Source organism: Anoxybacillus eryuanensis (assembly GCF_051200995.1).
Taxonomy (GTDB): Bacteria; Bacillota; Bacilli; order Bacillales; family Anoxybacillaceae; genus Anoxybacillus; species Anoxybacillus tengchongensis.
In genome coordinates this window covers 1-24,990 of sequence record NZ_JBPODS010000010.1, presented here as the reverse complement: position 1 = coordinate 24,990, position 24,990 = coordinate 1, and the positions used below count along the sequence as shown (strand labels likewise).

Genomic DNA, 24,990 nt, shown 5'->3' with positions numbered 1-24,990 from the left:
CGATGTCAAAAAAAGTCATGGGATTGCTTGTTATGGCATATGGCACGCCATATAAAGAAGAAGATTTGGAGAGATATTACACACATATTCGACATGGTCGCAAACCGTCGGAAGAGATGCTAGCAGATCTTCGCGAACGCTATGAAGCAATTGGAGGCATTTCCCCGCTTGCAGCCATTACAAAACAACAAGCGGAAAAGCTTGCCGAGCGACTGAATGAAGTGCAGGATGATATTGAATTTCGCATGTATTTAGGATTGAAGCATATTGAACCGTTCGTTGAAGATGCCGTTCGACAAATGTATGAAGACGGAATAGAGGAAGCAGTTTCGATCGTATTAGCCCCGCATTTTTCGACATTTAGTGTGAAATCATACAACGGACGGGCGAAAGAAGAAGCGGCTCGCTTAGGCGGACCGAAATTGACATGTGTGGAAAGTTGGTATACTGAACCGAAATTTATTCAATATTGGGCCGAGCGAGTAAAAGAAACGTATGCTTCGATGACTGAACGAGAGCGGGAAAAAGCGGTGTTGATCGTTTCAGCCCACAGCTTGCCTGAAAAGATTATCGCGATGGGGGATCCGTATCCAAAACAACTACAAGAAACAGCCGATTTCATTGCAAAAGAAGCAGGTGTTTCGGAATACGTCACTGGTTGGCAAAGTGCAGGAAATACGCCAGAACCGTGGTTAGGTCCTGATGTGCAAGATTTAACGCGACAACTATACGAAGAAAAGGGCTACGAGGCTTTTGTATATGTTCCAGCTGGTTTTGTCGCTGACCATTTAGAAGTGTTGTACGATAACGACATTGAATGTAAACAAGTAACGGACGAACTTGGTGTGAGTTATTATCGTCCGCCGATGCCAAATGCGCATCCGCAGTTTATTGACGCCCTTGCAACCGTTGTGTTAAACCATTTACGTAAAGAAGGCGGATCATTATGAAAAAGAAAGTCGTCATTATTGGCGGTGGTATGACAGGATTAACGGCAGCGTATTATTTGCAAAAAGAGGCACATGAAAAGCAGCTGCCAATTTCCTGTGAATTAATTGAAGCGAGCCATCGACTGGGAGGGAAAGTACAAACCGTTTATCGCGACGGATTTATCATTGAACGAGGGCCAGATTCTTTTTTGGCACGAAAAATGAGCGCCTCACGCCTCATTCACGAAGTCGGACTTGAAAAAGAGCTCTTGCATAATACGGCCGGTCAATCGTACATTCTCGTCAATCGAACGCTTCATCCAATTCCAGGTGGTGCGGTGATGGGTATTCCGACAAAAATCGCACCGTTTGCCATGACGCGTCTCTTTTCCCCGTTTGGCAAACTGCGCGCAGCAGCTGACTTTGTTTTGCCACCGTTAAAAGCGCAAGGAGACGTATCGCTCGGACAATTTTTCCGTCGTCGCCTTGGGAATGAAGTTGTTGATCGTCTCATTGAACCTTTACTATCGGGTATTTATGCAGGAGATATTGACCAGCTCAGTTTAATGGCGACGTTCCCACAGTATTTCCATTTAGAGCAAAAACACGGAAGTCTTGTGTTAGGAATGAAGCGGTCGATGCCGAAACAAAAAACGAAGCAAAAAAGCGACAAAGGCATTTTTCAAACGTTAAAAACAGGATTGTCGTCTCTCGTTGATGCGATAGAGCAAAAGCTAGAAAAAGGAACGGTGCATAAAGGGGTACGTGTGGATCGTATTGAAAAAGTCGGTGAGCGCTACGTTTTAACGTTAAGCAACGGGGCGAAAAAAGAGGTGGATAGCGTCATTATTGCTGTTCCGCACCAATCATTGACATCGCTTTTTCCAAATGAAACGATGTTTTCTTCTTTTGAAACGATGCCATCTACGTCTGTTGCAACGGTCGCATTAGCGTTTCCGAAAGAAGCGGTAGCGAAAGATATGAACGGGACAGGGTTTGTCGTCTCACGCGATAGCGACTATACGATTACCGCATGTACGTGGACGCATAAAAAATGGCCACATACGACACCAGAAGGGTACGTTTTGTTGCGTTGTTACGTCGGTCGACCTGGTGATGAAGCGATTGTTGATCAAACAGACGACGATATCGTCCAAGTCGTGATGGACGATTTGAATAAAGTGATGAATATGACGATGAATCCGATGTTTTCGATTGTGACGCGCTGGAAACAATCGATGCCGCAATACACGGTCGGTCATCGTGAACGAATGGAGCGCGTGAAACAAGATATGCAACAACATCTTCCAGGCGTCTTTTTAGCAGGAAGTTCGTATGAAGGTCTTGGGCTTCCAGATTGTATCGATCAAGGAGAAGAAGCGGTAAAAAAAGTGTTACATTATTTAGCTTATACGAAAGAAAAGGTGTCATTATAATATTAGGCACCTTTTTTTCTTGCCAACATATATCCATTATGATAAGATATAAAACGAAATGACCAAAATGTTCATTTAGTCAAAATAAAGGATGAACGCCTATGTCAGAAAAAAGAAAACAAATTATTGAAGCGGCAACGAAGTCGTTTTCGCTTTTTGGTTATAAAGCAACGACGATGGATCAAGTGGCGAAAATGGCGAATGTCGGTAAAGGGACGATTTATACGTTTTTCAAAAGCAAAGAAGAACTGTTAGAAGAAATCGTTTCTTCGATTATTTCTGAAATTAAGCATGAGGCAGATGCGGCAATTGATCAGCACTTATCGTTTAAAGAAAATGTGCAACGTGCTTTGCAACGTATTTTTACGTTTCGCAAAGAGCATGAATTGACGATCAAGCTGTTACAAGAAGTGCGTGATATCGGCACGCCAGCTGTACGTGATGTGATGAAGCGGCTTGATCGTGAAATGATTGCTTACGTTCGTGAAAAAATAGAAGAGGCGATGGCAAAAGGGGAAATCCGTTCGTGTGATCCCGAATTAACAGCATTTTTAATGTTTAAAATGTATATTGCTTTAAACGTTGATTGGGAAAAAGAACATGAACCATTACCGCAACAAAAAATGGCTGAACTGTTTGATTTGTATTTATTAAAAGGATTATCTCGATGATGATCCTTCTCTTTTTTGCAAGAAGTGACTAAATGAACAAATTGGTCAATATTTTTAAAAAGGGGGTTGAGCATATGCATACATTCCGATTATTGATGCAAGAAATTAAAGCGGTCACGTCCAATCGGAAAGTGCTTATTCCGGTTATCGCTGTCTTATTTATCCCGCTTTTATATAGTGGTATGTTTTTATGGGCGTTTTGGGATCCGTACGATCATTTAGACGATTTACCTGTCGCTGTTGTCAATCATGACAAAGGCGCGACATTTGAAGGGGAAGAACTTCATATTGGTGACGATCTCGTTGACAAGTTAAAAGAAAAAAAACAGTTTGATTGGCATTTTGTAAGCCAACGTGAAGGGGAAAAAGGATTAAAAGAACAACGGTATTATATGCTTATTGAAATTCCAGAAGATTTTTCAAAAAACGCAACGACGTTACAAGATAATCATCCGAAAAAGCTTCAACTTATTTACAAGCCAAATGAAGGATTTAACTTTTTATCTGCCCAAATCGGTGGAACAGCGGTTGAAAGAATTAAAACAGAAGTAGCAAAAACATTAACGGAAACGTACGCAGAAAACATGTTTGAGAGCGTAAAAACGTTGGCAGATGGATTAACGAAGGCGAGCGACGGAGCAAAACAATTGCATGACGGACTGATGGATGCAAAAGAAGGAACGAATAAGCTATATGATGGAATGAAAAAAGCACAAGATGGCTCCGATGAATTGTATCGCCATTTAGAAACGCTTGCAGAAAAATCCATTACATTTACGAACGGCTTGCATAAAGCAGCTGACGGTTCAATGCAAGTTCAAACTGGTGTTCAAACGCTTCATGACGGGATGAAGCGCATGGTAGATGGGCAAGGACAATTGCTTGCGGGAGCACAGCAAACAAAAGAAGGGACAACGAAACTGGCTTCAGGTGCAAATCGTGTGCTTGAAGGAATGAAAGCACTCGATGCTCGTATGCCACAGCTTTTACAAGGTTCAGAACAATTAAGTGGCGGAGCGGAAAAATTAGCTACGTCGCTTGCCAAGTGGCGACAAGGAGCGTCACAAGTTCAAACAGGTGCAACACAAGTGACAGGTGGGTTAGAGCAGTTAGCTGCACAACTTGATGCGCTTATTGCGCAAACGTCAGACCCAATGCAAAAAGCCGTATATGAGCAGTTCAAACAAAATGTTGAGCGATTATCACTAGGAAGCAAACAAGTAGAAACAGGTGTTGCGCAGTTAAATGATGGTGCTCAAGCGTTACAAGCAGGGGCGACGTCTTTAAGCGAAGGGGCAAAGAAGCTACATGAAGGGCATACGGCTCTTGATAGTGGCGTAAACCAACTGCTTGCTGGGCAACAACAACTCGCTGATGGGGCAAATGCGTTAGTGAACGGGCAAGAACAGCTTGTTTCGGGCATGAATACGTTACATGAAAAAATGAAAGAAGCGGAGCAAGGAACAGCGAAACTAGCAAATGGTAGTCAAACACTTACTTCTGGTTTGCAAGCTCTTGCGAATGGAGGCGACCAACTGAAAGACGGTGCGCATCGGTTAGCGGATGGTGCACAACAATTAGCAAACGGAATGAATGAACTAACGAATGGTACAGAAAAATTACAAGATGGAATGAATCAGCTTTCGGATGGTTCAGGAGAACTAGCAGATAAATTAAATGAAGGTGCCAAAAAAGCAAGCGACGTCAAAGCAAACGAAGACGTATATAACATGTTTGCTGAACCGGTGAAAGTAAAAAATGAAAGAATCAATGAAGTGCCAAACTACGGAACAGGATTTACACCATATTTCTTGTCATTAGGATTGTTTGTTGGGGCGCTTTTACTTTCGATCGTCTTTCCGCTCCGTGAACCAGCTGGGGTGCCACGCTCACCGTTTCAATGGTTTTTTGCAAAATTTGGTGTACTCATTGGTGTAGGTGTGTTACAAGCACTTCTTGCCGATAGCGTATTGCTTTTTGGGCTCGATTTACAAGTGAAAAGCATTCCGTTATTCATTTTATTTAGCGTGGTGACAAGCATTGCCTTTTTATCAGTCATTCAATTTCTCGTGACTGTTTTTGGTGACCCAGGGCGATTTATCGGGATTGTCGTCTTAATTTTACAATTGACAACAAGTGCCGGAACGTTCCCGCTTGAATTAATTCCACGTGCGTTGCAACATTTTAACGCATGGCTTCCAATGACATATTCTGTTTTCGGATTAAAAGCGGTCATTTCAAGCGGCGACTTCTCGTTTATGTGGGAAAACATCGGAAAGTTGCTCATGTTTATTGTTGTGATGATGGCGGGAACGCTAACGTATTTTACAATCCAACATCGTCGCCAATTTACAACAATTGTAGAACAAGCTTCTGAAGCGTAATATGCTTCGGGAGCTTTTTGTTTATAAAAAATTTTTTAAAAAATTAACTTGCATATACAAGGTAATGTAAGTATAATATGAATATGAAAACGATTTCATTCGTTTCTTTTCAATTGAAATAAGGGGGATGGAAGGATGGCGACGATTGAAGATGTCGCCAAGCTAACAGGGCTTTCACGGACGACGATTTCGCGCGTCATAAACAATCACCCGTACGTGTCAGAAGAGAAACGAAAGCTCGTGCTTGAAGCGATGGAGAAGTTAGGATATGTACCTAATTCATCGGCGAGAAGTTTGCGAAATCAAAAAACAAGTATTTTAGCGCTATTTATTCCGCGAATTACAAATCCGTTTTTTAGTGAGCTTGTAGAAGCGACGGAAATCGCAGCAGCGGAACATGGCTACCAGCTTATTATTTGTCAGACTCGCTATTCGCCGGAAAAAGAATTAAACTATATGAATTTATTGAAAACGAAACAAGTTGACGGGGTTATTTTGGCTTCCATTCAAAATGAATGGAAAAAGTTAAAACCTTTTTTACAGTATGGGCCGATTGTTCTTTGTAATGAGTTTGATGACTGTGCAAACGTTCCAACCGTTCGGCTTGACCAAGTGTATGGGGGATACATAGCAACGAAACATTTACTTGAACGAGGGCATACGAAAATTGCCTATTGTTCTGGTGGCTATCGGAGCAATGTCGCACAATCGCGGGAAATCGGCTTTAAAAAAGCGCTAGCAGAATATAAACTGACATTCGATGAACGGTACGCGTTTCGTGATGTGTTTCACATCGCGGATGGAAAGCGCGTGTTTCATCAAATGATGGCGCTTTCAGAAAGACCGACTGCTGTATTTACCGGAAGCGATGAAGTGGCGGCTGGCATTATATCTGAAGCGTTAAGATGTGGCTATCGCATCCCTGAAGATTTAGCTGTTGTTGGCTTTGACAATCAAGCGATTACCGAGCTAACGAATCCGACGATTACAACTGTGCATCAACCAGTCAAACAAATGGCACAAAAAGCGGTGGATATTATCGTAGAAAAAATTCAGACAAAAAAATATGAAGTGAAAGAAATTTACGAATTTCCACTTCAGCTTATTGTGCGCGCATCGACAGTGGGTAGCGAGCTTCATGAAAGTGAAGCTTGACATACATTTCAAGTTATTAAATAAAGGGGGATTTTTTCATGAAGAAGGCAACAAAATTCTCTTCTGCGTTGTTAGCGCTTACGCTCGGCTTGACAGCTTGTTCTGGCGGTCAAGACACGGACAAAAAAGAAACGACGGACAAAAAAGACGATGCAAAAAAATCGGAAGAAGTTGTAAAAATCGTTTATGCTCGTGGTAAAGATGCAACAAAAGCGACAGACGAAATCGTGAAAGCGTTTGAAGCAAAATATCCAAACATTGATGTCGAATTTCGTGAAATGCCTTCAGACACAGGGGCGCAGCATGATGCATACGTGACAATGTTAAACGCAAAATCATCTGAAATTGATGTGATGGATTTAGACGTGATTTGGCCAGCAGAATTTGCGCAAGCCGGATATGTTCTCCCGCTTGATCGTTTCATTGAAAAAGATGGCATTGATTTAAGCGCATATAACCAAGGTGCGCTTGCAGCTGGAAACTTCGACGGAAAACAATGGGCGATGCCAAAATTTATTGACACAGGACTATTATTCTATCGTAAAGATATCGTGCCAGAAGATCAAGTGCCGAAAACATGGGATGAATTGTTAGCGGCTGCACGTGAGTTTAAAGGAAAAGGCGGTACACAATTCGGATACTTAATGCAAGCAAAACAATATGAAGGATTAGTATGTAACGCAATTGAATTTATTGCGGCATACGGTGGAAAAATCGTTGATGAAAACAACAACGTTGTCGTCAACAGCCCTGAAACAATTAAAGGATTGAAGAAAATGGTTGAAATTGCAACATCTGACGTTGTACCAAGCAACATTACGACATTTACAGAGCCAGAGTCTCATACAGCGTTTATTGAAGGGCAATCACCGTTTATTCGCAACTGGCCATATCAATACGCGTTAGCAAACGATCCAGAGCAATCAAAAATTGTTGATAAAGTAGGCGTTGCGCCACTACCTGCTGGTGATAAAGGTTCAGCAGCTGCATTAGGTGGATGGATGACAGCAATTAACGCATATTCGAAAAATAAAGAAGCAGCTTGGGAATTTGTGAAGTTTATGACTGGTCCAGAAGGTCAAAAAATTTCTGCGATCTATGGTGGTTTAGCACCAACGCTTCCAGCGTTATTTAAAGACGAAGAAGTGTTAAAAGCGAACCCATTCTTTGCAGAAGAAGGATTTGTTAACGGATTAAATGCAGCGGTACCACGTCCAGTTGTACCAAACTATCCAGAAGTATCTGAGATTATTCAAATTAACGTATCAAAAGCGATTGCTGGACAAATTACAGTTGAAGAAGCAGTTGCCAACATGGAAAAAGAAATTAAAGCAGTTATGCAGTAGTTGCACGTTAGCCTTCAGCCTCATCTGAGCGCTGAAGGCTAAATCCTTTGCATAAAGGGGGAACAACGAGTGAAAAACGAAAAAAAATCGGAGCGCCGTTTAGCCTATATTCTTGTTGCTCCGTCGCTCTTGCTCATTTTGGCGGTTGCGATTTGGCCGGTTATTCAGTCATTTTATTTCAGTCTTTTTGATTATCGTCTGAACAACCCAGCGAAATCTTCTCTCCATCTGGATTACAGCTTAAACTTAGAACGATATTTAGAAAGTTATCCGTTTTTAATGAACGCATTAAAGCAAGAAGTAGCTCAAGCAACAGGTGAGGAAAAAGAGCAACTGACATCGTTACATGAACAGTTGCAGCAAGTGGATGAAGAAATTCGCGCCGATAAAGAAGTAGCGAAACGATATGAGCAAGTAGACGAAATTTTAAACAATTTCGAAGTGCCAAGTGAAGAAATAAAAATTGTTCCAATCGATGAACAGGCGGCAGAAGATTTAATAAAAACGATCAATGACACGAAACAAACGTTAAAATCGTTAAACGAAAACGGTCAATTAAAGCAAGGAGATAAATTAACAGGACTTGCAAACGGGTTAAGCGGAGCAATCATTGAACCGAACTTTGTCGGTCTTGCACATTATAAAAACTACTTTACTGATGCTCGTTTATGGAAAGCACTTTGGAATACGACGGTGTTTACAGTCATTTCGGTATCGATTGAATTAGTGCTTGGCTTGGCGATTGCCTTATTAATTAATAAAGCATTTTTTGGCCGAGGACTTGTACGGGCAACCATTTTAATTCCATGGGCAATTCCAACAGCAGTATCGGCATTAATGTGGAAGTTTTTGTATGACGGACAAAACGGCATTGTCGCAAAATATTTTGCGGATATTGGTATTATCAATAATATGAGTGAGCTATTAACAACGGGTACAGGAGCAATGTTTGCTGTTATTTTCTCTGACGTATGGAAAACAACTCCATACATGGCGCTATTGTTGCTTGCAGGATTGCAAACGATCCCAAGCTCACTATACGAAGCGGCATCAATTGACGGTGCGACAAAGTGGCAACAGTTCGTCAAAATTACGTTACCACTTTTAAAATCAAGCATTCTCGTTGCGCTCTTGTTCCGTACGCTTGATGCGTTCCGGGTATTTGACTTAATTTTCGTTTTAACAGGCGGCGGACCAGCGAACTCGACAGAAACGATCTCGATTTTAGCGTATAAAGTCATGTTCTCGCAAACAAACTTCGGTGGCGGTTCAGCGTTAGCGGTGATCGTCTTTATTTGCGTAGCGATCATCTCAACGATTTACATTAAGTTTTTAGGTGCTGACCTCATTTCTGACCGAAAATAGGAGGTGCAACGATGCAAAAGAAAGCCGGTCCATTGTTTTATGTGTTTTTATTTGTTTTTGTTTTTTTAGTCATGTTTCCATTTTTATGGATTTTATTAAGCTCGATTAAGCCGTTAAGTGAATTGTTTGGTGAAGAAGCGTTTAATTGGTTTACGAGCCATCCGACGTTAAAAAGTTACGTTTCCGTTTTTGTCAATTATCCGTTTTTAAAATATTTATGGAACAGTACAGTCATCGCGACAATTACAACCGTATATACCGTATTTGTGGCAGCGTTTGCGGCATATGCGATTGCCCGTTTAGATTTTAAAGGAAAGTCAGTTATTCTCGGTATTGTGTTATCGGTATCCATGTTTCCGCAAATCGCAACAATTTCACCAATTTATATGTTTGTGAAAAAGTTTGGGTTAACAAATAGTTATTTAGGATTAATTATTCCATATACAACGTTTGCGTTACCACTTTCGATTTGGTTATTAGTGACGTTTTTCCGTAAAATTCCGTTTGATTTAGAAGAAGCGGCAAAAATGGACGGAGCAACACCGCTTCAAACGTATTTTAAAGTCATTTTGCCATTAGCCGTACCGGGTATTTTTACGACATCTATTCTTGTTTTTATCGCGGCTTGGAACGAATTTTTATTCGCTTTAACCATCAACACTGCGGAAAATTATAAAACGGTGCCAGTCGGTATTGCGATGTTCCAAGGACAATATACGATTCCATGGGGGGAGATTTCAGCTGCGACCGTTATCGTCACCATCCCGCTCGTCATTATGGTATTATTATTCCAACGTCGCATTGTGTCTGGTTTAACGTCTGGTTCAGTGAAAGAATAGCGGAGAGGGGAAAAGAAAATGGAATCGATTCCAAAAACGAAACAATGGTGGAAAGAAGCGGTTGTATATCAAATTTATCCGCGCAGTTTTAAAGATTCGAACGGGGATGGGATTGGCGATTTAAGAGGTATTATCGAAAAATTAGATTATTTACAAGAACTTGGTGTTGATGTCATTTGGTTATCGCCTGTATATAAGTCACCAAACGATGATAACGGTTATGACATTAGTGACTATCAAGACATTATGGACGAGTTCGGCACGCTTGCTGATTGGGATGAGCTTCTTTCCAAAATGCATGCACGCGGCATGAAATTAGTGATGGATTTAGTCGTCAACCATACGTCTGATGAGCATCATTGGTTTATCGAATCGCGCAAGTCAAAAGATAACCCGTATCGCGACTATTACATTTGGCGTGCAGGAAAAGACGGAAAAGAGCCAAACAATTGGCAATCGTTTTTCAGCGGTTCAGCATGGCAGTACGACGAAGCGACTGGAGAATATTATTTACATTTATTTTCGAAAAAACAACCAGATTTAAACTGGGAAAATGAAAAGGTACGCGAACAAATTTTCAACATGATGACATGGTGGTTAGACCGTGGCATTGATGGATTCCGCATGGACGTGATTAATTTATTGTCGAAAGTGGAAGGATTGCCAGATGCTCCGGTGACGAATCCGAATGACCGTTATCAATGGGGTGGGCAATATTTTGTCAACGGTCCAAAATTAATGGACTATTTGCGTGAAATGAAAGAAAAAGTGTTAAGCAAATACGACATTATGACGGTCGGAGAAACACCGATGGTCACGACAGACGATGCGATTCGGTTTACGAACGAGCAAGACGGCGTCATGAACATGTTGTTTCAATTTGAGCATATGGACGTTGACTCAAAACCGGGAAGTCATCTTGGAAAATGGGACATTCAGCCGTGGAAGTTGACTGATTTGAAAAAAATTGTGAGCAAATGGCAAGTTGAATTGCATGGAAAAGGGTGGAACTCGCTTTATTTAGAAAATCACGATCAACCACGGTCTGTTTCGCGTTTTGGCGATGACAAAACGTATCGTGTGGAAAGCGCAAAAATGTTAGCCACATGGCTACATATGATGCAAGGAACGCCATACATTTATCAAGGTCAAGAAATCGGCATGACGAACGTCGCTTTCCCGTCGATCGAATATTATCGCGATGTCGAAACGATAAATTTATGGAACGATGTTGTCGTCAATAAAGGGGAAGACCCAGACAAAATTTTAAAAGCGATTCATTATCGTGGTCGCGACAATGCGCGCACACCGATGCAATGGGATGCGACACAACATGCAGGATTTACAACAGGCACCCCATGGATTAACGTGAATCCGAATTACCGAGACATTAACGTCGAACAAGCGTTACAAGATGAAAACTCGGTATTCCATTATTATAAAAAGCTCATTCGTCTTCGAAAAGAGCATCCAATTATCGTGTACGGTTCATACGAGCTATTGCTTGAAGATGATGAACAAATTTATGCATACGTGCGCAAGTTCAACAATGAACAGTTGCTTGTCATTACAAACTTTAGTAGCGAGCAACCGACATTTACATTGCCAGCACACATCACGTTTACGGAAAAACAATTGCTCATCAGCAACTATGCGGTCGATGAAAATGAATCCATTGACACGATCGTGCTAAAACCGTATGAAGCACGTGTATATAAGTTAAAGTAAAAAGCAGCCACGCAGGCTGCTTTTTTAAAGAATTGATGTCTAGCTCCAAGCGCCATCGGCTCGAGTCGCTTCGCCCCACACTGTGGCGGCAACAGCCTCCTCGGTGGGGCTTGTGCGCTCTTCACCGATAGGCGGGCGCTTTGCGCTTTTCTTAGCAAGAGACGTTTAAACATTGAACACAAATGTTTCCATAGCATTCATGTTGCTCTTCCATTTCTTTACCACATTCACAACATGTTTTTGGTGGTAACTTTTTATAAAATTCAGACATTTTTTCTAGCATACTCCCCAACCCCTTCGTTTTTGTTGATTTTATTGTATTATAACAGATTGCCTTTTGTCAATAGTTGTTTTATAACATTTATATGTGTGAAATTCGTTCGGAAATTTGGTATTGTGTAGTTGTACACATTTTTGTCAGGAAGGTGAATACATATGAAGGTGACAGTCATCGGTTATTGGGGTGCATTTCCGAAAAAAAATGAAGCAACGTCATGTTATTTATTTGAACACGATGGGTTTCGCTTGTTAGTCGATTGCGGAAGCGGAGCGTTAGCCCAACTGCAAAACGTCATTGATATTGAACAAATTGATGCGGTGATCGTATCGCATTATCATCACGATCACGTGGCAGACATTGGTCCGCTTCAATACGCGCGGCTTATTAAGAAAAATTTAGGTATAGATTTGACGGAACTTTCCATTTACGGCCATTCGCTCGATCGTGATGGATTTGCGCGTCTTGGGCATAAAGGAGTGACAAAAGCGGTGGCATATGATCCGAATAAGAAGATTCACATCGGTCCATTTACGATTTCGTTTATGCAAACGGAACATCCGGCGATTTGTTATGCGATGCGCATAGAAGCAGGAGGAAAAACGGTTGTGTATACAGCGGATTCGAGCTATTTACCGCAGTTTGTTCCTTTTGCGAAACATGCACATTTGCTCATTTGTGAATGCAACTTTTACGCAGGACAAAACGCCAAACAGGCAGGACATATGACGAGCGAAGAAGCAGCTACGATCGCTCGTGATGCTGAGGTTGGAACGTTGTTACTGACGCACTTGCCTCATTTCGGAAACATCGAACAGCTTGTCAGCGAAGCAAAAACGATTTTCCACGGCGATGTGCAATTAGCAAAAACAAGATGGACGTGGGAAGAATAAGTGATTGTCTACCTCTCTTTTTAGGTGATTCAAATGACGTGGTGGCAATACGGAATAGTTAGCTATATAGTTATTTTTTGTTGGTTTTTGTTTTCTTCCTATGTTACTCATCGCTGGACATCAAAACAAGAGTGTAAACCTTCGCATCGCGTTTTACTTAAACGTGACAGCATTCAAACGCTTGTTTTGACCACTATACTTGTTATTTTATACTTTTTTGATATTAAATTTCCTTTTATAGAGTAAATGGAGATGATGGGGCTAATCTCAAAACATGTTTACAGTTTGGGATTAGCCTTTTTCAGTTAGATTCTTTGTTGTATTTGTTATAATACAGAATAAAAATTTTGAAAATTTTTTGAACAGGTGCTTGACGATAGATTGAAAAGTAGAGATAATATGGGTGTGTTAGAATTTTCTTAAAATTTAGTAACACGTGTTAGGAGGTGGGTGTTAAAATAAAATGATAACGCTTACAAGTTGAAGGGGGTATTTGTTTGATTGTGTTTTACCTCATCTTAGGGATTACGATCGTGAGCTTGTATGTTGCTTTTCGCAAGCAAAAACCTTTCTTTTTACTCATTCCATTCTTGTCAGTCTTCGCTTACTTTTTATTTGAAGTCATAACGTTCCCAGCTCCATTTTTTGAAACGGTCAAATTTATTTTTAACTTGGGGGTGTGTTTGTTTGAAACAAATTGATAAAAAAGTAGCTGATTCGTACTTTCGTGAACGTGTGCGATTAATTGTTATTTTCTTGATTATTTGGTTTATTGTTTCATTCGGTGTTGTCATGTTTGCAGAGTCGTTTAAAGCCATGACATTCAACGGTTTTCCGTTCCATTATTTTATGGGGGCACAAGGTGCAGTAGTCACGTTCATTATTTTGTTGTTTATTAACGCAAAAGTAAGCGACAGCATCGATAAAAAATACGGCATTAGCGAAGAGAAAAATGAACAATTAAGCGCTGGAAAAGCGCTCGATCATTAAGAGAACAAAGGGGAAGGGGGAGCATCATGGATACACAATTTCTCGTGTCTTTATCCATTATTATTGCGTCATTTGCATTATATATTGGGATTGCTATTTATAACAAAGCGAAAGAAACGTCTGATTTCTATGTCGCAGGTCGTGGTATTTCGCCGTTTTCAAACGGAATGGCGATCGCAGCAGATTGGATGAGCGCAGCGTCATTTATCGGTATGGCCGGTACGATTATGTTGTTAGGGTATGACGGTCTTGCATACATTATGGGGTGGACAGGTGGATACTTATTGTTGACGTTTTTACTTGCTCCACAACTTCGGAAATACGGTCGTTATACAGTACCAGAGTTTATTGGCGACCGTTTTGAAAGTCATACGGCTCGTGTAATTGCAGCTCTCTGTACGATCATCATCTCATTCGTTTACTCGATCGGACAGCTTTCTGGTTCAGGAGTTGTTATTGGACGTTTGCTTGAAGTAGACGCAAAAGTCGGTACGATGATTGGTGTTGTGTTAATTGCGTTTTATGCAGCGTTTGGTGGAATGAAAGGAATCACATGGACGCAAGTTGCGCAATACGTTATTTTAATCATCGCATACTTAATTCCGGTCGTTTTCATGTCGCTCCAGTTGACAGGAAACCCGATTCCGTGGCTTTCTTACGGAAAAATTGTTGGTCAGTTTCAAGAGTTAGATCAGCAATTAGGTATTTCACAGTATGCAGAACCATTTTTGAAAGGTAGTAAGTGGCAGTTCCTTGCACTTATGTTTACATTAATGGCTGGAACAGCTGGTCTTCCGCACGTCATCGTTCGCTTTTATACGGTATCAACGATGAAAGCGGCACGTTGGTCAGGTGCATGGGCACTTTTATTTATCGGTTTACTTTATTTATCAGCACCTGCGTATGCAGCGTTTTCACGTTTCATTTTAATTAAAAATGTTGTCGGTCAAAAAATTAGCGAATTGCCAGCTTGGACAGAGAAATGGATTAACACAGGAAAATTGCAAATTGCGGATGCAAATAGTGACGGTATTTTACAATGGCAAGAGATGGTCATTAGCAACGACATTGTCGTTATGGCAACACCAGAAATTGCAAACCTTGGCATGTTCGTTATCGGCTTAGTAGCAGCAGGAGCGATGGCAGCAGCGTTATCGACAGCAGGCGGCTTAATGATTGCTATTTCGTCATCGTTTGCTCATGACATTTACTATCGCATTTTACGTCCAAATGCATCAGAGCAAAATCGTTTGCTCGTTGCGCGCATTTCAATCGTTGCTGCTACGGTATTAGCTGGTTTAGTCGCTTTAAACCCACCGGGCGTAATTACGCAAATTGTTGCATGGGCGTTTGCTATTGCAGCAAGCACATTCTTCCCAGCACTTGTACTTGGTGTGTGGTGGAAACGTTCGAACGCTGCAGGGGCCATTGCAGGTATGATTGTCGGTTTAGCCGTTTCGTTGGGCTACATTTTAGCGGCGAAGTATGGTGGTTTTTCCATTGCGGGTATTGTTGATACAGGTGCAGGGGTATTTGGTGCGGTTGCAGCCATGTTAGCAAATATCGTCGTTTCGTTAATGACAAAAGAGCCTTCGCAATCTGTGCAAGAAGAAGTATATGACCTTCGTTATCCAGAGCAAATGACATATAAAGACGGTCAAGTGTGGATGAGATAATACGTTCGGCATCTGTGTACACAGATGCCGTTTTTATAAGGGAGGGGATAGAGATGCATCCACTATTTAGCAGTTTATCACATGAAGAAATTGATCGACTCGTTGCTCAATGTGAACAAAAAACGTTTGAAAAAGACGATACGATTTTAGGGAAAAATGAGCAACGTAAAGGACTCGTCTTGTTGTTAAATGGGGTGGCGGAAGTATATGTCGAGCATGAAGGATATGATGAAGTGCTCGAAGTTGTGCAAAAAGGGGGACTAATCGGTTTTTCAAGCTTAGCCGATTTTTTAGGTGCATCCAAAGGAGGCAAAGAAGAGCTTGTCGCGGTCAGGGCAGCGGAACGATGCGAAGTGTTAATTATTCCGTTTTCTGTTTTATCGCGGTTGTGGGATGATCCGAACGTGCATGATTATTTGCTTACACAGGCATGTGTCCGTTTAAAAGATGTGTATGTGTCGCTTGCAGAACAAATTAAGCAGGCGCGGAAATTTGGTGATTCTACATCGTTTGTTGTTCCTGTCCAGGATGTAATGATTCGCGATGTTGTGACCCTTCCGCCGAGCGCAACTGTGCAAGAAGCGGCGAAAAAAATGGCGGCCACTCATATTAGTTCGATCGTCGTGACAGATGAACAAAAGTTATGTGGGATTTTAACAGAAACGGATCTTGTCGAGCGTGTGCTAGGACAATCGCTTCCGTATGATACAGTCGTTGAACGCGTGATGACGAAGGACGTCGCAACGATTTCACGATTTGCGTATTATTATGATGCACTTGCGATGATGATTGAACGCGGGGTAAAACATTTGCCTGTTGTAGATGATGGAAAAGTACAAGGAATTGTCACGTTTTCCGACTTAATGAGGAAGAAAAACGAAAGCATCATGCGGATGATTCAACAAATTGATCATTCCGATGAACAGACGTTGCCAAAAGTAAAAACGGCGATTTATGAGTTGTTGGCGACGATGTTGCGCGATCAAGTGCCGATTTCCCAATGTTTAAATATGATTACGAAACTATACGATCGGCTCGTCTTACGTTGTATGGCGTTAGCGCTAAACGAAGTAGGCGAACCTCCGTGTCGCTTCGCCTTTTACCAAATGGGATCAAGTGGACGGAGAGAGCAGTTTTTACTTACCGATCAAGACCATTTTCTCGTGTATGAAAGTGACGAACATGCATCGTATTTTGCGAAGCTTGGTGAGGCGATTGTACGTGTCATGGAGAAAGCTGGATATGAGCGATGCAAAGGGAAAATGATGGCGAGTGAAGAAGCGTGGCGCGGTTCGCTAGAGACGTGGAGAGACCGATTGCGTGAATGGATGATTCACGCGACAAATGACAATTTGTTGTTAGCGCAAAACTTTTTTTCGTATCGATTTATATATGGGGACATTGATTTGCACCGTACGTTTGAACAACAAATTCGCGGGCAGTTAAATCGGGCAAAAATTTTCTTTTTTCGCCTTGTTGAGATGGAAAGGCAAAATGAAATTCCAACGCTCGATCGCCCGATTCGTTCGATTTTTGGACTTGAACGGAAAACGATTGATATGAAAAAAGAAGTACTATTTCCTTACCACCATAGCGTGCAAATTTTAGGGTTAATTCATGGGATTGTATGCGGTACGCCGTTTGAGCGAATCGAGAAACTAAAAGAAAAACAAGTGTTGTCTCCATCGTTTGCGAAGGATGTACAGAAAGCGGCGGAAAACGTGTTATCCATTTACATTCGCCATAAATGGAATCACTATAAAGCAAATAAACAATCATCGTCTGTCTTGTCGTTTACAACGATGACAACGCGTGAAAAAGATGAACTGATTTTAAGCTTAAAAACGTTAAAGCAACTGCAAGCACAATTATTTTCTCATTTTTGAGGGGGATGATGATGTTTTTTTTACGAAAGGCGATGGACTATAAGCTAAATGATAACATCCCATTATCGACACCGATCGATGACGTTGTTTTTACGGTTTTTGATACAGAGACGACGGGATTTAATGTGGCAACCGTAGATCGATTAATTGAAATTGGTGCGGTGCAAGTAAAAGGGACGAACGTGCTTGAAGACGAAACGTTTCATACGTACGTCAACCCAAATCGCGACATTCCACCAGTTATTGTTGAACTAACGAATATTACCGAGGAAAAAGTGCAACATGCGCCTATAGCACTTGAAGCACTACAACAATTTTTCCAGTTTGTTGAACAAAAACAAAGTGTATGTTTTGTTGGTCACTACATTTCGTTTGACTTATTTGTTATGAAGCACGAATTGCGCCGTGAAAAAATAAAATTTCGCAAGCCGACGTTTATCGATACGCTCGATTTAATTGGTTTTATTGCACCGTCATATGATATGCGTGATTTAGAGCGCTATGCCCAAGCGTTCGGCACGCGCATGTACGACCGACATTCCGCCATCGGTGATGCGCTCACGACCGCGTATTTATTCGTTGAGCTATTAGAACAATTCCGCATGCGCGGTTATCAAACATGGGGGGAACTGTTGCGGGCAACAGATAGCCAAATGCGCTCACTATCGTTTTGAGGGGAGATCCCCTTTTTTTTATTTTATGGTAAAATATGAATGAGACAGAGGATGGTGGTCTATGACGAATAAGACAAGATTTTTGTATTTTCTATTTCTTGGAGTACCATTTTTCATATATGGTTTTGTTGTGATAATAAAATCTTTTTTTTACTATGACACATTGGAAATGATTAGAGGATGGTTGTTTCTTTTGATCGGTTTGATGGCGCTATTTTTCGCGAAACAACAAAGATAAAGGGAGGGATGGAAATGTTTCGTCATTTTTTTCATACAAAACGTAAAATCGTTATTGAATTAAATGAAAGGTATTTTGATAAAAACAGCTTTATGCATGCAGTTGTACAACATTTAAAAAACGAAGGAAAGCAATGCGAAATGATCGATGTGAACACGTTATTGGTAGATGGAAAAAAATATTATTTGTATGAAACAAATGTTGCAGCAACATACTGCCCACCCGTACAACGAGCGGTTTTAATAGAGGAATAGTAGGGGGATATTGCATGATTCATATATTAGTAGCTGATGATGATATTCACGTCCGCGAATTGTTAAAACTTTATTTGTCGAGAGAGGGATACGTTGTGCATGAAGCGGCGGATGGAGAAGAGGCATTGATGGTGCTTAATCATCAAACGATTCACTTAGCGATTATTGATATTATGATGCCAAATAAAGATGGTTATCAGTTGTGTGAAGAAATACGCAAACATTACGATCTGCCTGTTATTTTATTAACAGCTAAAGATCAGCTTGTGGACAAAGAAAAAGGATATATGGCTGGGACGGATGATTACGTGACGAAGCCATTTGAGCCAAAGGAGCTGTTGTTTCGGATAAAAGCATTGTTGCGTCGATACCAAATGGTAAGTGAACACATCATTCAAGTGAAAGGAACGACGATCAATCGCAAAAGTTATGAAATATATTCCGATGGAAAAGTGTATATGTTGCCGTTGAAAGAATTTGAACTGTTTGCTCAACTCGCAAGTTATCCAGGCCGAACATTTTCGCGTGAAGAACTTATTCAACTCATTTGGGGAATTGATTTTCAAGGCGATGAGCGGACGATTGATGTTCATATTAAAAGAATTCGTGAGCGGTTTGCCGACAGCGATGATTTTGTCATTCAAACTGTTCGCGGTGTCGGGTATCGATTACATATAAAATAAAACGAGCAAAGAAAGGTGGAAGGCGCGACGTTAAAGAAAGAAGTCGCCCAAAAGACGATGAAGACACTTTATGTTCGCGTTGTTGTAACGACGTTGCTTGTAATGATGGTCAGCGGTATATTTTCATTTATTGCTGCAAACGTTTATTATCAATTGCAGTTGAAAAGAGAAAATGACAAAAAGGTTGCTGAAGTTGCGTTGCACATCGCTCAGTTCGTTCAGCAACATCGTGAAATCAATCGAGATGATTACTTTTTACATATTGGAAACTTAGGATATCAAATTTGTTTAGTGAATGATAAAAAAGAGCGAACATGCTATGGCGGGAGCTTTCGAAGGGGAGAAATAAATGAAGACGATGTAGAAAGCGTTTTGAGAGGGAACGTATATCATGGAATTGCACATTTCCCGATCGGATTGTTCGTGACAGGATTTTTTGATAACGAGTTGCGCAATACGATCGGTGTGCCGATCACGATTGCTGGCGAGAAAATAGCGTTATTTATTCGTCCGAATGTCGAATGGCAATTTTGGGAGATGCGCATTTTTTTTGCTCTTTTACTTTTGTTCGCGATTGTATTGAGCGTCTTTTTTGTTTTACTAAACACACGCTATTTAGTGAAGCCGCTTGAACAGTTAACGAAAGCAACGAAAATGATTGCGAAAGGGCATTACCATATTCAGCTGCAAGTAAAGAGAGACGATGAAATTGGTCAACTGGCGAAACATTTTTCACAAATGGCAAGCCAGTTATCGAATATTGAAAATATGCGACAGCAGTTTGTTTCTCACGTTTCACATGAGATTCAGTCGCCGCTAACTTCCATTCAAGGATTTGCAAAAGCGTTGCAAAATGAGCGTCTTTCAGAACAACAAAAAACGTATTATTTATCGATTATTGAAGAGGAAAGTAGACGACTATCGGTGTTAAGTAAACAGTTGCTTACGCTCGCTTTTCTTGATAGAGAAGGAGATAAAATAAAAAAAGAACGAATTGATCTCTCTGTTCAATGGAAACAAGTCATCATGTCAACAGAATGGCAATGGCGCGACAAAGAGTTAGCGCTCGATTTAGAATTACTCCCTGTTCTCGTGAAAGGGGATAAAAACTTACTGCAACAAGTGTGGTTAAATTTATTCATAAATAGTATCAAGTTCACAGAAACAGGTGGGACGATTTCCGTTCGAATAAAAGAGACAGACGAGTACGGCATCGTTGAAATTGAAGATACAGGTATCGGGATTGCCGAAGAAGATATACCGTATATTTTCAACCGTTTTTATAAGGTGGATAAGGCGCGCACACGTAAAAAGGAAGGGAGCGGTCTCGGTTTATCGATTGTTAAAAAAATTATCGACCTTCATGACGGACAAATTGAAGTAAAAAGTAAGCTTGGGGAAGGGACGATGTTTATCGTCCAATTGCGAAAAATGTAATCGCTCGTTCATCTTCTGTTCATCTTTCCTTTTTATACTGAACGATGTAACGAATATCGTTGTAGGAGAGGTGAATGGAATGCTTTTAGCCGTGCAAGAAATGAAATACGCTAAGCTGCGCTATAGCTTAATCGGGTTTATTATGGCGCTCATCGTCTGGCTCGTCTTGTTCGTTTCGGGACTAGCTCAAGGATTGGCTGTCGATAACGCTTCCGCTATTCAACAAATGTCTGCGCACTATTTTGTCATTGAAAAAGACGCCGATGGCAAACTTAGTCGCTCTATATTGTCAGAAAGAACAGTCGAGAAAGTCGAACAATACGTACAAAAGACGAAAGCTGTTCCTGTCGGCATTTATATGACCGGAGTGACGTCGGATAATGGAAAAAATAAAACAGACGCTACATTTTTCGGGATTGAACAAGCTTCTTATTTGGATCCGAAAGTGGTGGAAGGAAAAGCGTTTCGGCATTTAAAAGCAGATGAAGTAGTTGTAGACCAATCGTTTAAGCAGGCTGGTTTTCATATCGGTGATCGCATAAAAGACGAGAGATCGGGAATTACGTTTACGATTAAAGGATTTAGTGAAAAGCAAACATTTAGTCATACGCCGGTCATACACGTTCCACTTGATGGCTGGAGAAACATGCAAAAAGAAAAACATTTTTTCACGGTTATTGCTTTAACAAATACAGAAAAAGTAAAGAAAATTGAAGATGAGTTATCTAACGTAAAAGTAATAACGAAAGATGAGGCTTTGAAAGGAATTCCGGGTTACAAAGAGGAGCAAAGCTCTTTGCAACTAATGATCGTTTTTCTTTTTATCATCGCCGCCATTTTATCGTCTGTTTTTTTCTATGTTATAACGATCCAAAAAATAAATCAGTTCGGTATATTGAAGGCGATTGGCGCGACGTTTAGCTATTTAGCGAAAACGATTTTTTCACAAGTGTTTCTTTTAACGAGCGCAAGTGTTGCCGTTGGCGTCATATGCACGTATGGTATGTCTCTCTTATTACCAGAGAGTATACCGTTTGAACTTCCGATTCTTTTCATATGGATTTATGGTACACTATTTATCGTTTTATCGATGCTTGGGACGTTTTTATCGTTATATCAAGTAGCAAAAGTAGATGCTATCGATGCGATCGGGAGGGTTGCTGCATGAATGAGTTGTTAGTGCTTGATCGTGTGACGAAAACGTATGAAGATGCAGAACAGAAAGTGACGGTGTTACATCACGTTTCTTTTTCGGTGAAAGAAGGAGAGTTTGTTGCTGTTGTTGGCCCATCTGGATCTGGAAAAAGTACGTTTTTGTCTATTGCAGGAGCGCTTCTTTCACCGACAAGCGGTCGAGTCATCATCGACGGAACGGAAATTCAACAGCTATCGAAAAAAGAAATGAGCGCGATTCGCTTGCAAAAAATCGGTTTTATTTTTCAGGCAGCAAACCTTGTGCCGTATTTAACTGTTCGCGATCAGCTGTTGCTCGTTCAACAGTTAGCGAAAGGAAATCGTAAAGAGGCAGAGCAACGCGCGGATGGACTACTTGCTCAACTTCATCTTTTTCAGCGAAAGCATCATTATCCGAATCAGTTATCGGGTGGAGAAAGGCAACGCGTTGCGATTGCACGTGCCTTTATGAATGATCCGGCGATTATTTTAGCCGACGAACCGACGGCAAGTCTTGATGCTGAGCGGGGGCGTGTTGTCGTCCAAATGTTGCGCGATGAAGTGAAACGAAGAAATAAGGCGGCTGTGATGGTTACTCATGATGAGCGCGTACTTGACGCTTGCGACAAAGTCGTTTATCTTTCAGATGGAAAACTGATCGAGCAATGAAACGCTTAAAGGCTCCTCAATATTGCGGGAGCCCTTTGTTATTAGCCGTTTCGTTTGAACGGCATACATTTGCTTATCGTATTCGTCTTAAACGATATTTCACACGTCCAAACATGTGACACGTATGTTTTTTGCTTGCTTGTTGTTCTTTTTTAAAATATAATACATTTAGAATTTTTTTAATTTTAAAATGAATGATCATTCATTCACTAAGGGGTGGGGAAGATGAATTTAGTTTCACGGTTACAGCAAATTGCATCGCAAAAGCCGGAAAAGGAGGCGTATGTGTTTGAGCAGACGTCTGCAACGTACGGTGAATTGAACGGTGCGATCATGAAGTTTGCGAGCGGGCTAGCAAAGCTCGGGGTAAACAAAGGGGATCATGTGGCACTTTTGTTAGGCAATTCACCGTATTTTATCGTCAGTTTGTACGGTGCGATGCGCACAGGGGCGACAGTGATTCCAATTAACCCAATCTACACACCTGATGAAATTCATTACATTTTAACGAACGGTGATGTCAAGGTTGTCATTGCGCTTGACCTAGTCATTCCGACGCTGATGAAGCTTGATGGGCGCCTGCCAAATGTCGAGCACATCATCATTTGCGAAACACCACAAGGAAAAGAACAAGGCGTTGTTGTGCCGAAAAAAATGAAATCGTTTACAAATGTGCTTGCGATAGGTGATGTTCCGTTCGATGGTCCAGTACTCGACGATGATGATGTGGCAGTTATTTTATATACATCAGGGACGACTGGAAAACCGAAAGGAGCGATGTTGACACATAAAAATTTATACAGCAACGCCCAAGATGTCGCGGATTATTTAAAAATTCATGAAGATGACCGAGTGATTGCGACGTTGCCGATGTTTCATGTATTTTGTTTAACGGTTGCGCTCAATGCGCCACTCATGAACGGTGGAACGGTGCTTATTCTTCCTAAATTTAGTCCGGCAGAAGTGTTTAAAGTAGCGCGCGAACAAAAAGCGACGGTGTTTGCAGGCGTACCGACGATGTATAACTTTTTATATCAATATCCAGACGGCAAGGCAGAAGATTTCGCACACATTCGTCTATGTATTTCGGGCGGCGCATCGATGCCGGTTGCGTTATTGAAAAACTTTGAGAAAAAATTTCACGTGATCGTTTCTGAAGGGTACGGTTTATCGGAAGCCTCACCGGTGACATGCTTTAATCCACTTGATCGTCCGCGCAAACCAGGCTCGATCGGAACGAGCATTATGAATGTCGAAAATAAAATTGTCAATGAATTAGGAGAAGAAATGCCTGTTGGGGAAGTAGGGGAACTCATCGTACGGGGCCCGAACGTCATGAAAGGATATTATAAAATGCCAGAAGAAACAGCGCATACGATTCGGGACGGATGGCTATATACAGGCGATTTAGCGAAGATGGACGAAGAAGGGTATTTTTATATTGTTGATCGGAAAAAAGATATGATTATTGTCGGAGGATATAACGTATATCCTCGTGAAGTGGAAGAAGTGCTTTACAGCCACCCAGATGTCGTTGAGGCCGCAGTGATTGGTGTACCGGATCCGAATTTTGGAGAAGCGGTCAAATGTTTTGTCGTAAGCAAAAATAAACAGCTAACTGAACAACAGCTTATCGCTTATTGTAGCGAGCATTTAGCAAAATATAAAGTACCCAGTTCGATTGAATTTTTGGAAGAGTTGCCAAAAAATACGACTGGAAAAATTTTAAGACGCGCGTTAAAAGAACAAGTCATCTCTCAAAGCGGTGCGATGTAAGCACCGTTTTTTATTTATTTTTTAGAATTTGCTTGATATTTAGAAAATATATTTGTATAATTTAACGCATAAAAGCGAAACAGCAAAAAAGTAGGGGGGGTTAGTAACTGTTAAAATATTTTTGTGAAAATCCATAAAACTCTATATACAATTTATAAAAAATTACAAGGCAAAAGAGCAAATAAAGCCAAGAAGATGATTAAGGAGCTAACTGAAAATGATTAAAACATTTAAAGTTATGCTACTTCCTAATCATAAACAACAAACAAGATTATTTGAGTGCGCTGGTGTAGCAAGGTGGGCGTATAATTTTGCCTTAGCACAACAACAAGAAAATCATAAACAAGGCGGTAAATTTTTAAATGATGGTGAATTAAGAAAAAGATTAACGCGGCTCAAACAAACGAAAGAGTACAGTTGGCTCAACAATTATTCCAACAACATCACAAAACAAGCCATAAAAGATGTGTGTCAAGCGTACAAAAACTTTTTTGCAGGACGGGCGAAGTTT

At 40.9% G+C, this 24,990-nt stretch carries 22 protein-coding genes; 21 read left to right on the top strand and 1 reads right to left on the bottom strand.

The window, feature by feature from the left end:
* Positions 1-2 precede the first annotated feature (2 nt).
* The 9 genes from hemH to HNQ84_RS10045 all read left to right on the top strand — a co-directional run bounded on the left by hemH (position 3) and on the right by HNQ84_RS10045 (position 11,853).
* Complete coding sequence (gene hemH / locus HNQ84_RS10085) at positions 3-950, top strand: ferrochelatase (protein ID WP_032100874.1); 948 nt, start codon at positions 3-5, stop codon at positions 948-950.
* On the top strand, positions 947-2,365 hold the full coding sequence (gene hemY, locus HNQ84_RS10080; protein WP_435622030.1) for a protoporphyrinogen oxidase: 1,419 nt from the start codon (positions 947-949) through the stop codon (positions 2,363-2,365). The genes hemH and hemY overlap by 4 nt, the downstream gene beginning before the upstream one ends.
* Positions 2,366-2,466: 101 nt before the next feature.
* Positions 2,467-3,036, top strand: coding sequence for a TetR/AcrR family transcriptional regulator (locus HNQ84_RS10075; RefSeq protein ID WP_055440452.1), 570 nt, complete (start codon positions 2,467-2,469; stop codon positions 3,034-3,036).
* Positions 3,037-3,110: 74 nt separating this feature from the next.
* Positions 3,111-5,420, top strand: coding sequence for a YhgE/Pip family protein (locus tag HNQ84_RS10070; protein WP_435622029.1), 2,310 nt, complete (start codon positions 3,111-3,113; stop codon positions 5,418-5,420).
* Between the two features lie 135 nt (positions 5,421-5,555).
* Positions 5,556-6,575, top strand: coding sequence for a LacI family DNA-binding transcriptional regulator (locus HNQ84_RS10065; RefSeq protein ID WP_183248390.1), 1,020 nt, complete (start codon positions 5,556-5,558; stop codon positions 6,573-6,575).
* Positions 6,576-6,613: 38 nt separating this feature from the next.
* Positions 6,614-7,921 carry an ABC transporter substrate-binding protein gene (locus tag HNQ84_RS10060; RefSeq protein WP_435622028.1) on the top strand — a complete coding sequence of 436 codons (1,308 nt, stop codon included), beginning with the start codon at positions 6,614-6,616 and terminating at the stop codon, positions 7,919-7,921.
* A gap of 69 nt (positions 7,922-7,990) precedes the next feature.
* Positions 7,991-9,286 (top strand): ABC transporter permease subunit, encoded by a 1,296-nt coding sequence (locus HNQ84_RS10055; protein WP_435622027.1) that lies wholly within the window; start codon positions 7,991-7,993, stop codon positions 9,284-9,286.
* An 11-nt stretch (positions 9,287-9,297) separates the two neighbouring features.
* Complete coding sequence (locus HNQ84_RS10050; protein ID WP_055440457.1) at positions 9,298-10,125, top strand: carbohydrate ABC transporter permease; 828 nt, start codon at positions 9,298-9,300, stop codon at positions 10,123-10,125.
* Positions 10,126-10,143: 18 nt separating this feature from the next.
* A complete protein-coding gene (locus tag HNQ84_RS10045; RefSeq protein WP_435622026.1) occupies positions 10,144-11,853 on the top strand; it encodes a glycoside hydrolase family 13 protein in 1,710 nt (569 codons plus the stop codon).
* A gap of 151 nt (positions 11,854-12,004) precedes the next feature.
* Here HNQ84_RS10045 and yhfH read toward each other — a convergent pair whose 3' ends face one another.
* Complete coding sequence (gene yhfH / locus HNQ84_RS10040) at positions 12,005-12,136, bottom strand: protein YhfH (RefSeq protein WP_080730300.1); 132 nt, start codon at positions 12,134-12,136, stop codon at positions 12,005-12,007.
* A gap of 152 nt (positions 12,137-12,288) precedes the next feature.
* Between yhfH and HNQ84_RS10035 the strand changes: the two genes are divergently transcribed.
* The 12 genes from HNQ84_RS10035 to HNQ84_RS09980 all read left to right on the top strand — a co-directional run.
* Positions 12,289-13,023: an MBL fold metallo-hydrolase gene (locus tag HNQ84_RS10035; RefSeq protein WP_435622025.1), complete on the top strand. Its 735-nt coding sequence runs from the start codon at positions 12,289-12,291 to the stop codon at positions 13,021-13,023.
* Between the two features lie 687 nt (positions 13,024-13,710).
* Positions 13,711-14,013, top strand: coding sequence for a DUF4212 domain-containing protein (locus HNQ84_RS10030; RefSeq protein WP_032100864.1), 303 nt, complete (start codon positions 13,711-13,713; stop codon positions 14,011-14,013).
* Between the two features lie 26 nt (positions 14,014-14,039).
* The gene (locus HNQ84_RS10025) at positions 14,040-15,689 is read left to right on the top strand and encodes a sodium:solute symporter family protein (protein WP_435622024.1); all 1,650 of its coding nucleotides are present in this window, start codon (positions 14,040-14,042) and stop codon (positions 15,687-15,689) included.
* Positions 15,690-15,742: 53 nt separating this feature from the next.
* Complete coding sequence (locus HNQ84_RS10020; protein ID WP_435622023.1) at positions 15,743-17,575, top strand: DUF294 nucleotidyltransferase-like domain-containing protein; 1,833 nt, start codon at positions 15,743-15,745, stop codon at positions 17,573-17,575.
* Between the two features lie 11 nt (positions 17,576-17,586).
* Positions 17,587-18,249, top strand: a complete 663-nt coding sequence (locus HNQ84_RS10015) for a 3'-5' exonuclease (RefSeq protein WP_435622022.1) — start codon at positions 17,587-17,589, stop codon at positions 18,247-18,249.
* A gap of 252 nt (positions 18,250-18,501) precedes the next feature.
* Positions 18,502-18,741, top strand: coding sequence for a hypothetical protein (locus HNQ84_RS10010; protein WP_435622021.1), 240 nt, complete (start codon positions 18,502-18,504; stop codon positions 18,739-18,741).
* A 14-nt stretch (positions 18,742-18,755) separates the two neighbouring features.
* Complete coding sequence (locus HNQ84_RS10005) at positions 18,756-19,424, top strand: response regulator transcription factor (protein ID WP_435622020.1); 669 nt, start codon at positions 18,756-18,758, stop codon at positions 19,422-19,424.
* Between the two features lie 15 nt (positions 19,425-19,439).
* Positions 19,440-20,861 carry a sensor histidine kinase gene (locus HNQ84_RS10000; protein WP_435622019.1) on the top strand — a complete coding sequence of 474 codons (1,422 nt, stop codon included), beginning with the start codon at positions 19,440-19,442 and terminating at the stop codon, positions 20,859-20,861.
* 79 nt (positions 20,862-20,940) lie between these two features.
* Positions 20,941-22,029: an ABC transporter permease gene (locus HNQ84_RS09995; protein ID WP_435622018.1), complete on the top strand. Its 1,089-nt coding sequence runs from the start codon at positions 20,941-20,943 to the stop codon at positions 22,027-22,029.
* On the top strand, positions 22,026-22,703 hold the full coding sequence (locus tag HNQ84_RS09990; protein ID WP_435622017.1) for an ABC transporter ATP-binding protein: 678 nt from the start codon (positions 22,026-22,028) through the stop codon (positions 22,701-22,703). Before HNQ84_RS09995 ends, HNQ84_RS09990 begins: the two co-directional genes overlap by 4 nt.
* A 225-nt stretch (positions 22,704-22,928) precedes the next feature.
* The gene (locus HNQ84_RS09985; RefSeq protein ID WP_435622016.1) at positions 22,929-24,479 is read left to right on the top strand and encodes a fatty acid--CoA ligase family protein; all 1,551 of its coding nucleotides are present in this window, start codon (positions 22,929-22,931) and stop codon (positions 24,477-24,479) included.
* Positions 24,480-24,696: 217 nt separating this feature from the next.
* Positions 24,697-24,990: helix-turn-helix domain-containing protein (locus tag HNQ84_RS09980; RefSeq protein ID WP_435622015.1), on the top strand; the 294-nt coding region annotated here is incomplete at its 3' end.

Excerpts from the sequence above, each read along its gene's own strand:
- HNQ84_RS10005 (WP_435622020.1), top strand. The coding sequence starts at position 18,756 with ATGATTCATATATTAGTAGCTGATGATGATATTCACGTCCGCGAATTG.
- HNQ84_RS09985 (WP_435622016.1), top strand. The coding sequence starts at position 22,929 with ATGAATTTAGTTTCACGGTTACAGCAAATTGCATCGCAAAAGCCGGAA.
- HNQ84_RS10010 (WP_435622021.1), top strand. The coding sequence starts at position 18,502 with ATGTTTCGTCATTTTTTTCATACAAAACGTAAAATCGTTATTGAATTA.
- yhfH (WP_080730300.1), bottom strand. The coding sequence starts at position 12,136 with ATGCTAGAAAAAATGTCTGAATTTTATAAAAAGTTACCACCAAAAACA.
- HNQ84_RS10060 (WP_435622028.1), top strand. The coding sequence starts at position 6,614 with ATGAAGAAGGCAACAAAATTCTCTTCTGCGTTGTTAGCGCTTACGCTC.
- HNQ84_RS10050 (WP_055440457.1), top strand. The coding sequence starts at position 9,298 with ATGCAAAAGAAAGCCGGTCCATTGTTTTATGTGTTTTTATTTGTTTTT.
- HNQ84_RS10020 (WP_435622023.1), top strand. The coding sequence starts at position 15,743 with ATGCATCCACTATTTAGCAGTTTATCACATGAAGAAATTGATCGACTC.
- HNQ84_RS10045 (WP_435622026.1), top strand. The coding sequence starts at position 10,144 with ATGGAATCGATTCCAAAAACGAAACAATGGTGGAAAGAAGCGGTTGTA.
- HNQ84_RS10025 (WP_435622024.1), top strand. The coding sequence starts at position 14,040 with ATGGATACACAATTTCTCGTGTCTTTATCCATTATTATTGCGTCATTT.
- HNQ84_RS09995 (WP_435622018.1), top strand. The coding sequence starts at position 20,941 with ATGCTTTTAGCCGTGCAAGAAATGAAATACGCTAAGCTGCGCTATAGC.
- HNQ84_RS10015 (WP_435622022.1), top strand. The coding sequence starts at position 17,587 with ATGTTTTTTTTACGAAAGGCGATGGACTATAAGCTAAATGATAACATC.
- HNQ84_RS10035 (WP_435622025.1), top strand. The coding sequence starts at position 12,289 with ATGAAGGTGACAGTCATCGGTTATTGGGGTGCATTTCCGAAAAAAAAT.
- HNQ84_RS10075 (WP_055440452.1), top strand. The coding sequence starts at position 2,467 with ATGTCAGAAAAAAGAAAACAAATTATTGAAGCGGCAACGAAGTCGTTT.
- HNQ84_RS09990 (WP_435622017.1), top strand. The coding sequence starts at position 22,026 with ATGAATGAGTTGTTAGTGCTTGATCGTGTGACGAAAACGTATGAAGAT.
- HNQ84_RS10065 (WP_183248390.1), top strand. The coding sequence starts at position 5,556 with ATGGCGACGATTGAAGATGTCGCCAAGCTAACAGGGCTTTCACGGACG.
- HNQ84_RS10070 (WP_435622029.1), top strand. The coding sequence starts at position 3,111 with ATGCATACATTCCGATTATTGATGCAAGAAATTAAAGCGGTCACGTCC.
- hemY (WP_435622030.1), top strand. The coding sequence starts at position 947 with ATGAAAAAGAAAGTCGTCATTATTGGCGGTGGTATGACAGGATTAACG.
- hemH (WP_032100874.1), top strand. The coding sequence starts at position 3 with ATGTCAAAAAAAGTCATGGGATTGCTTGTTATGGCATATGGCACGCCA.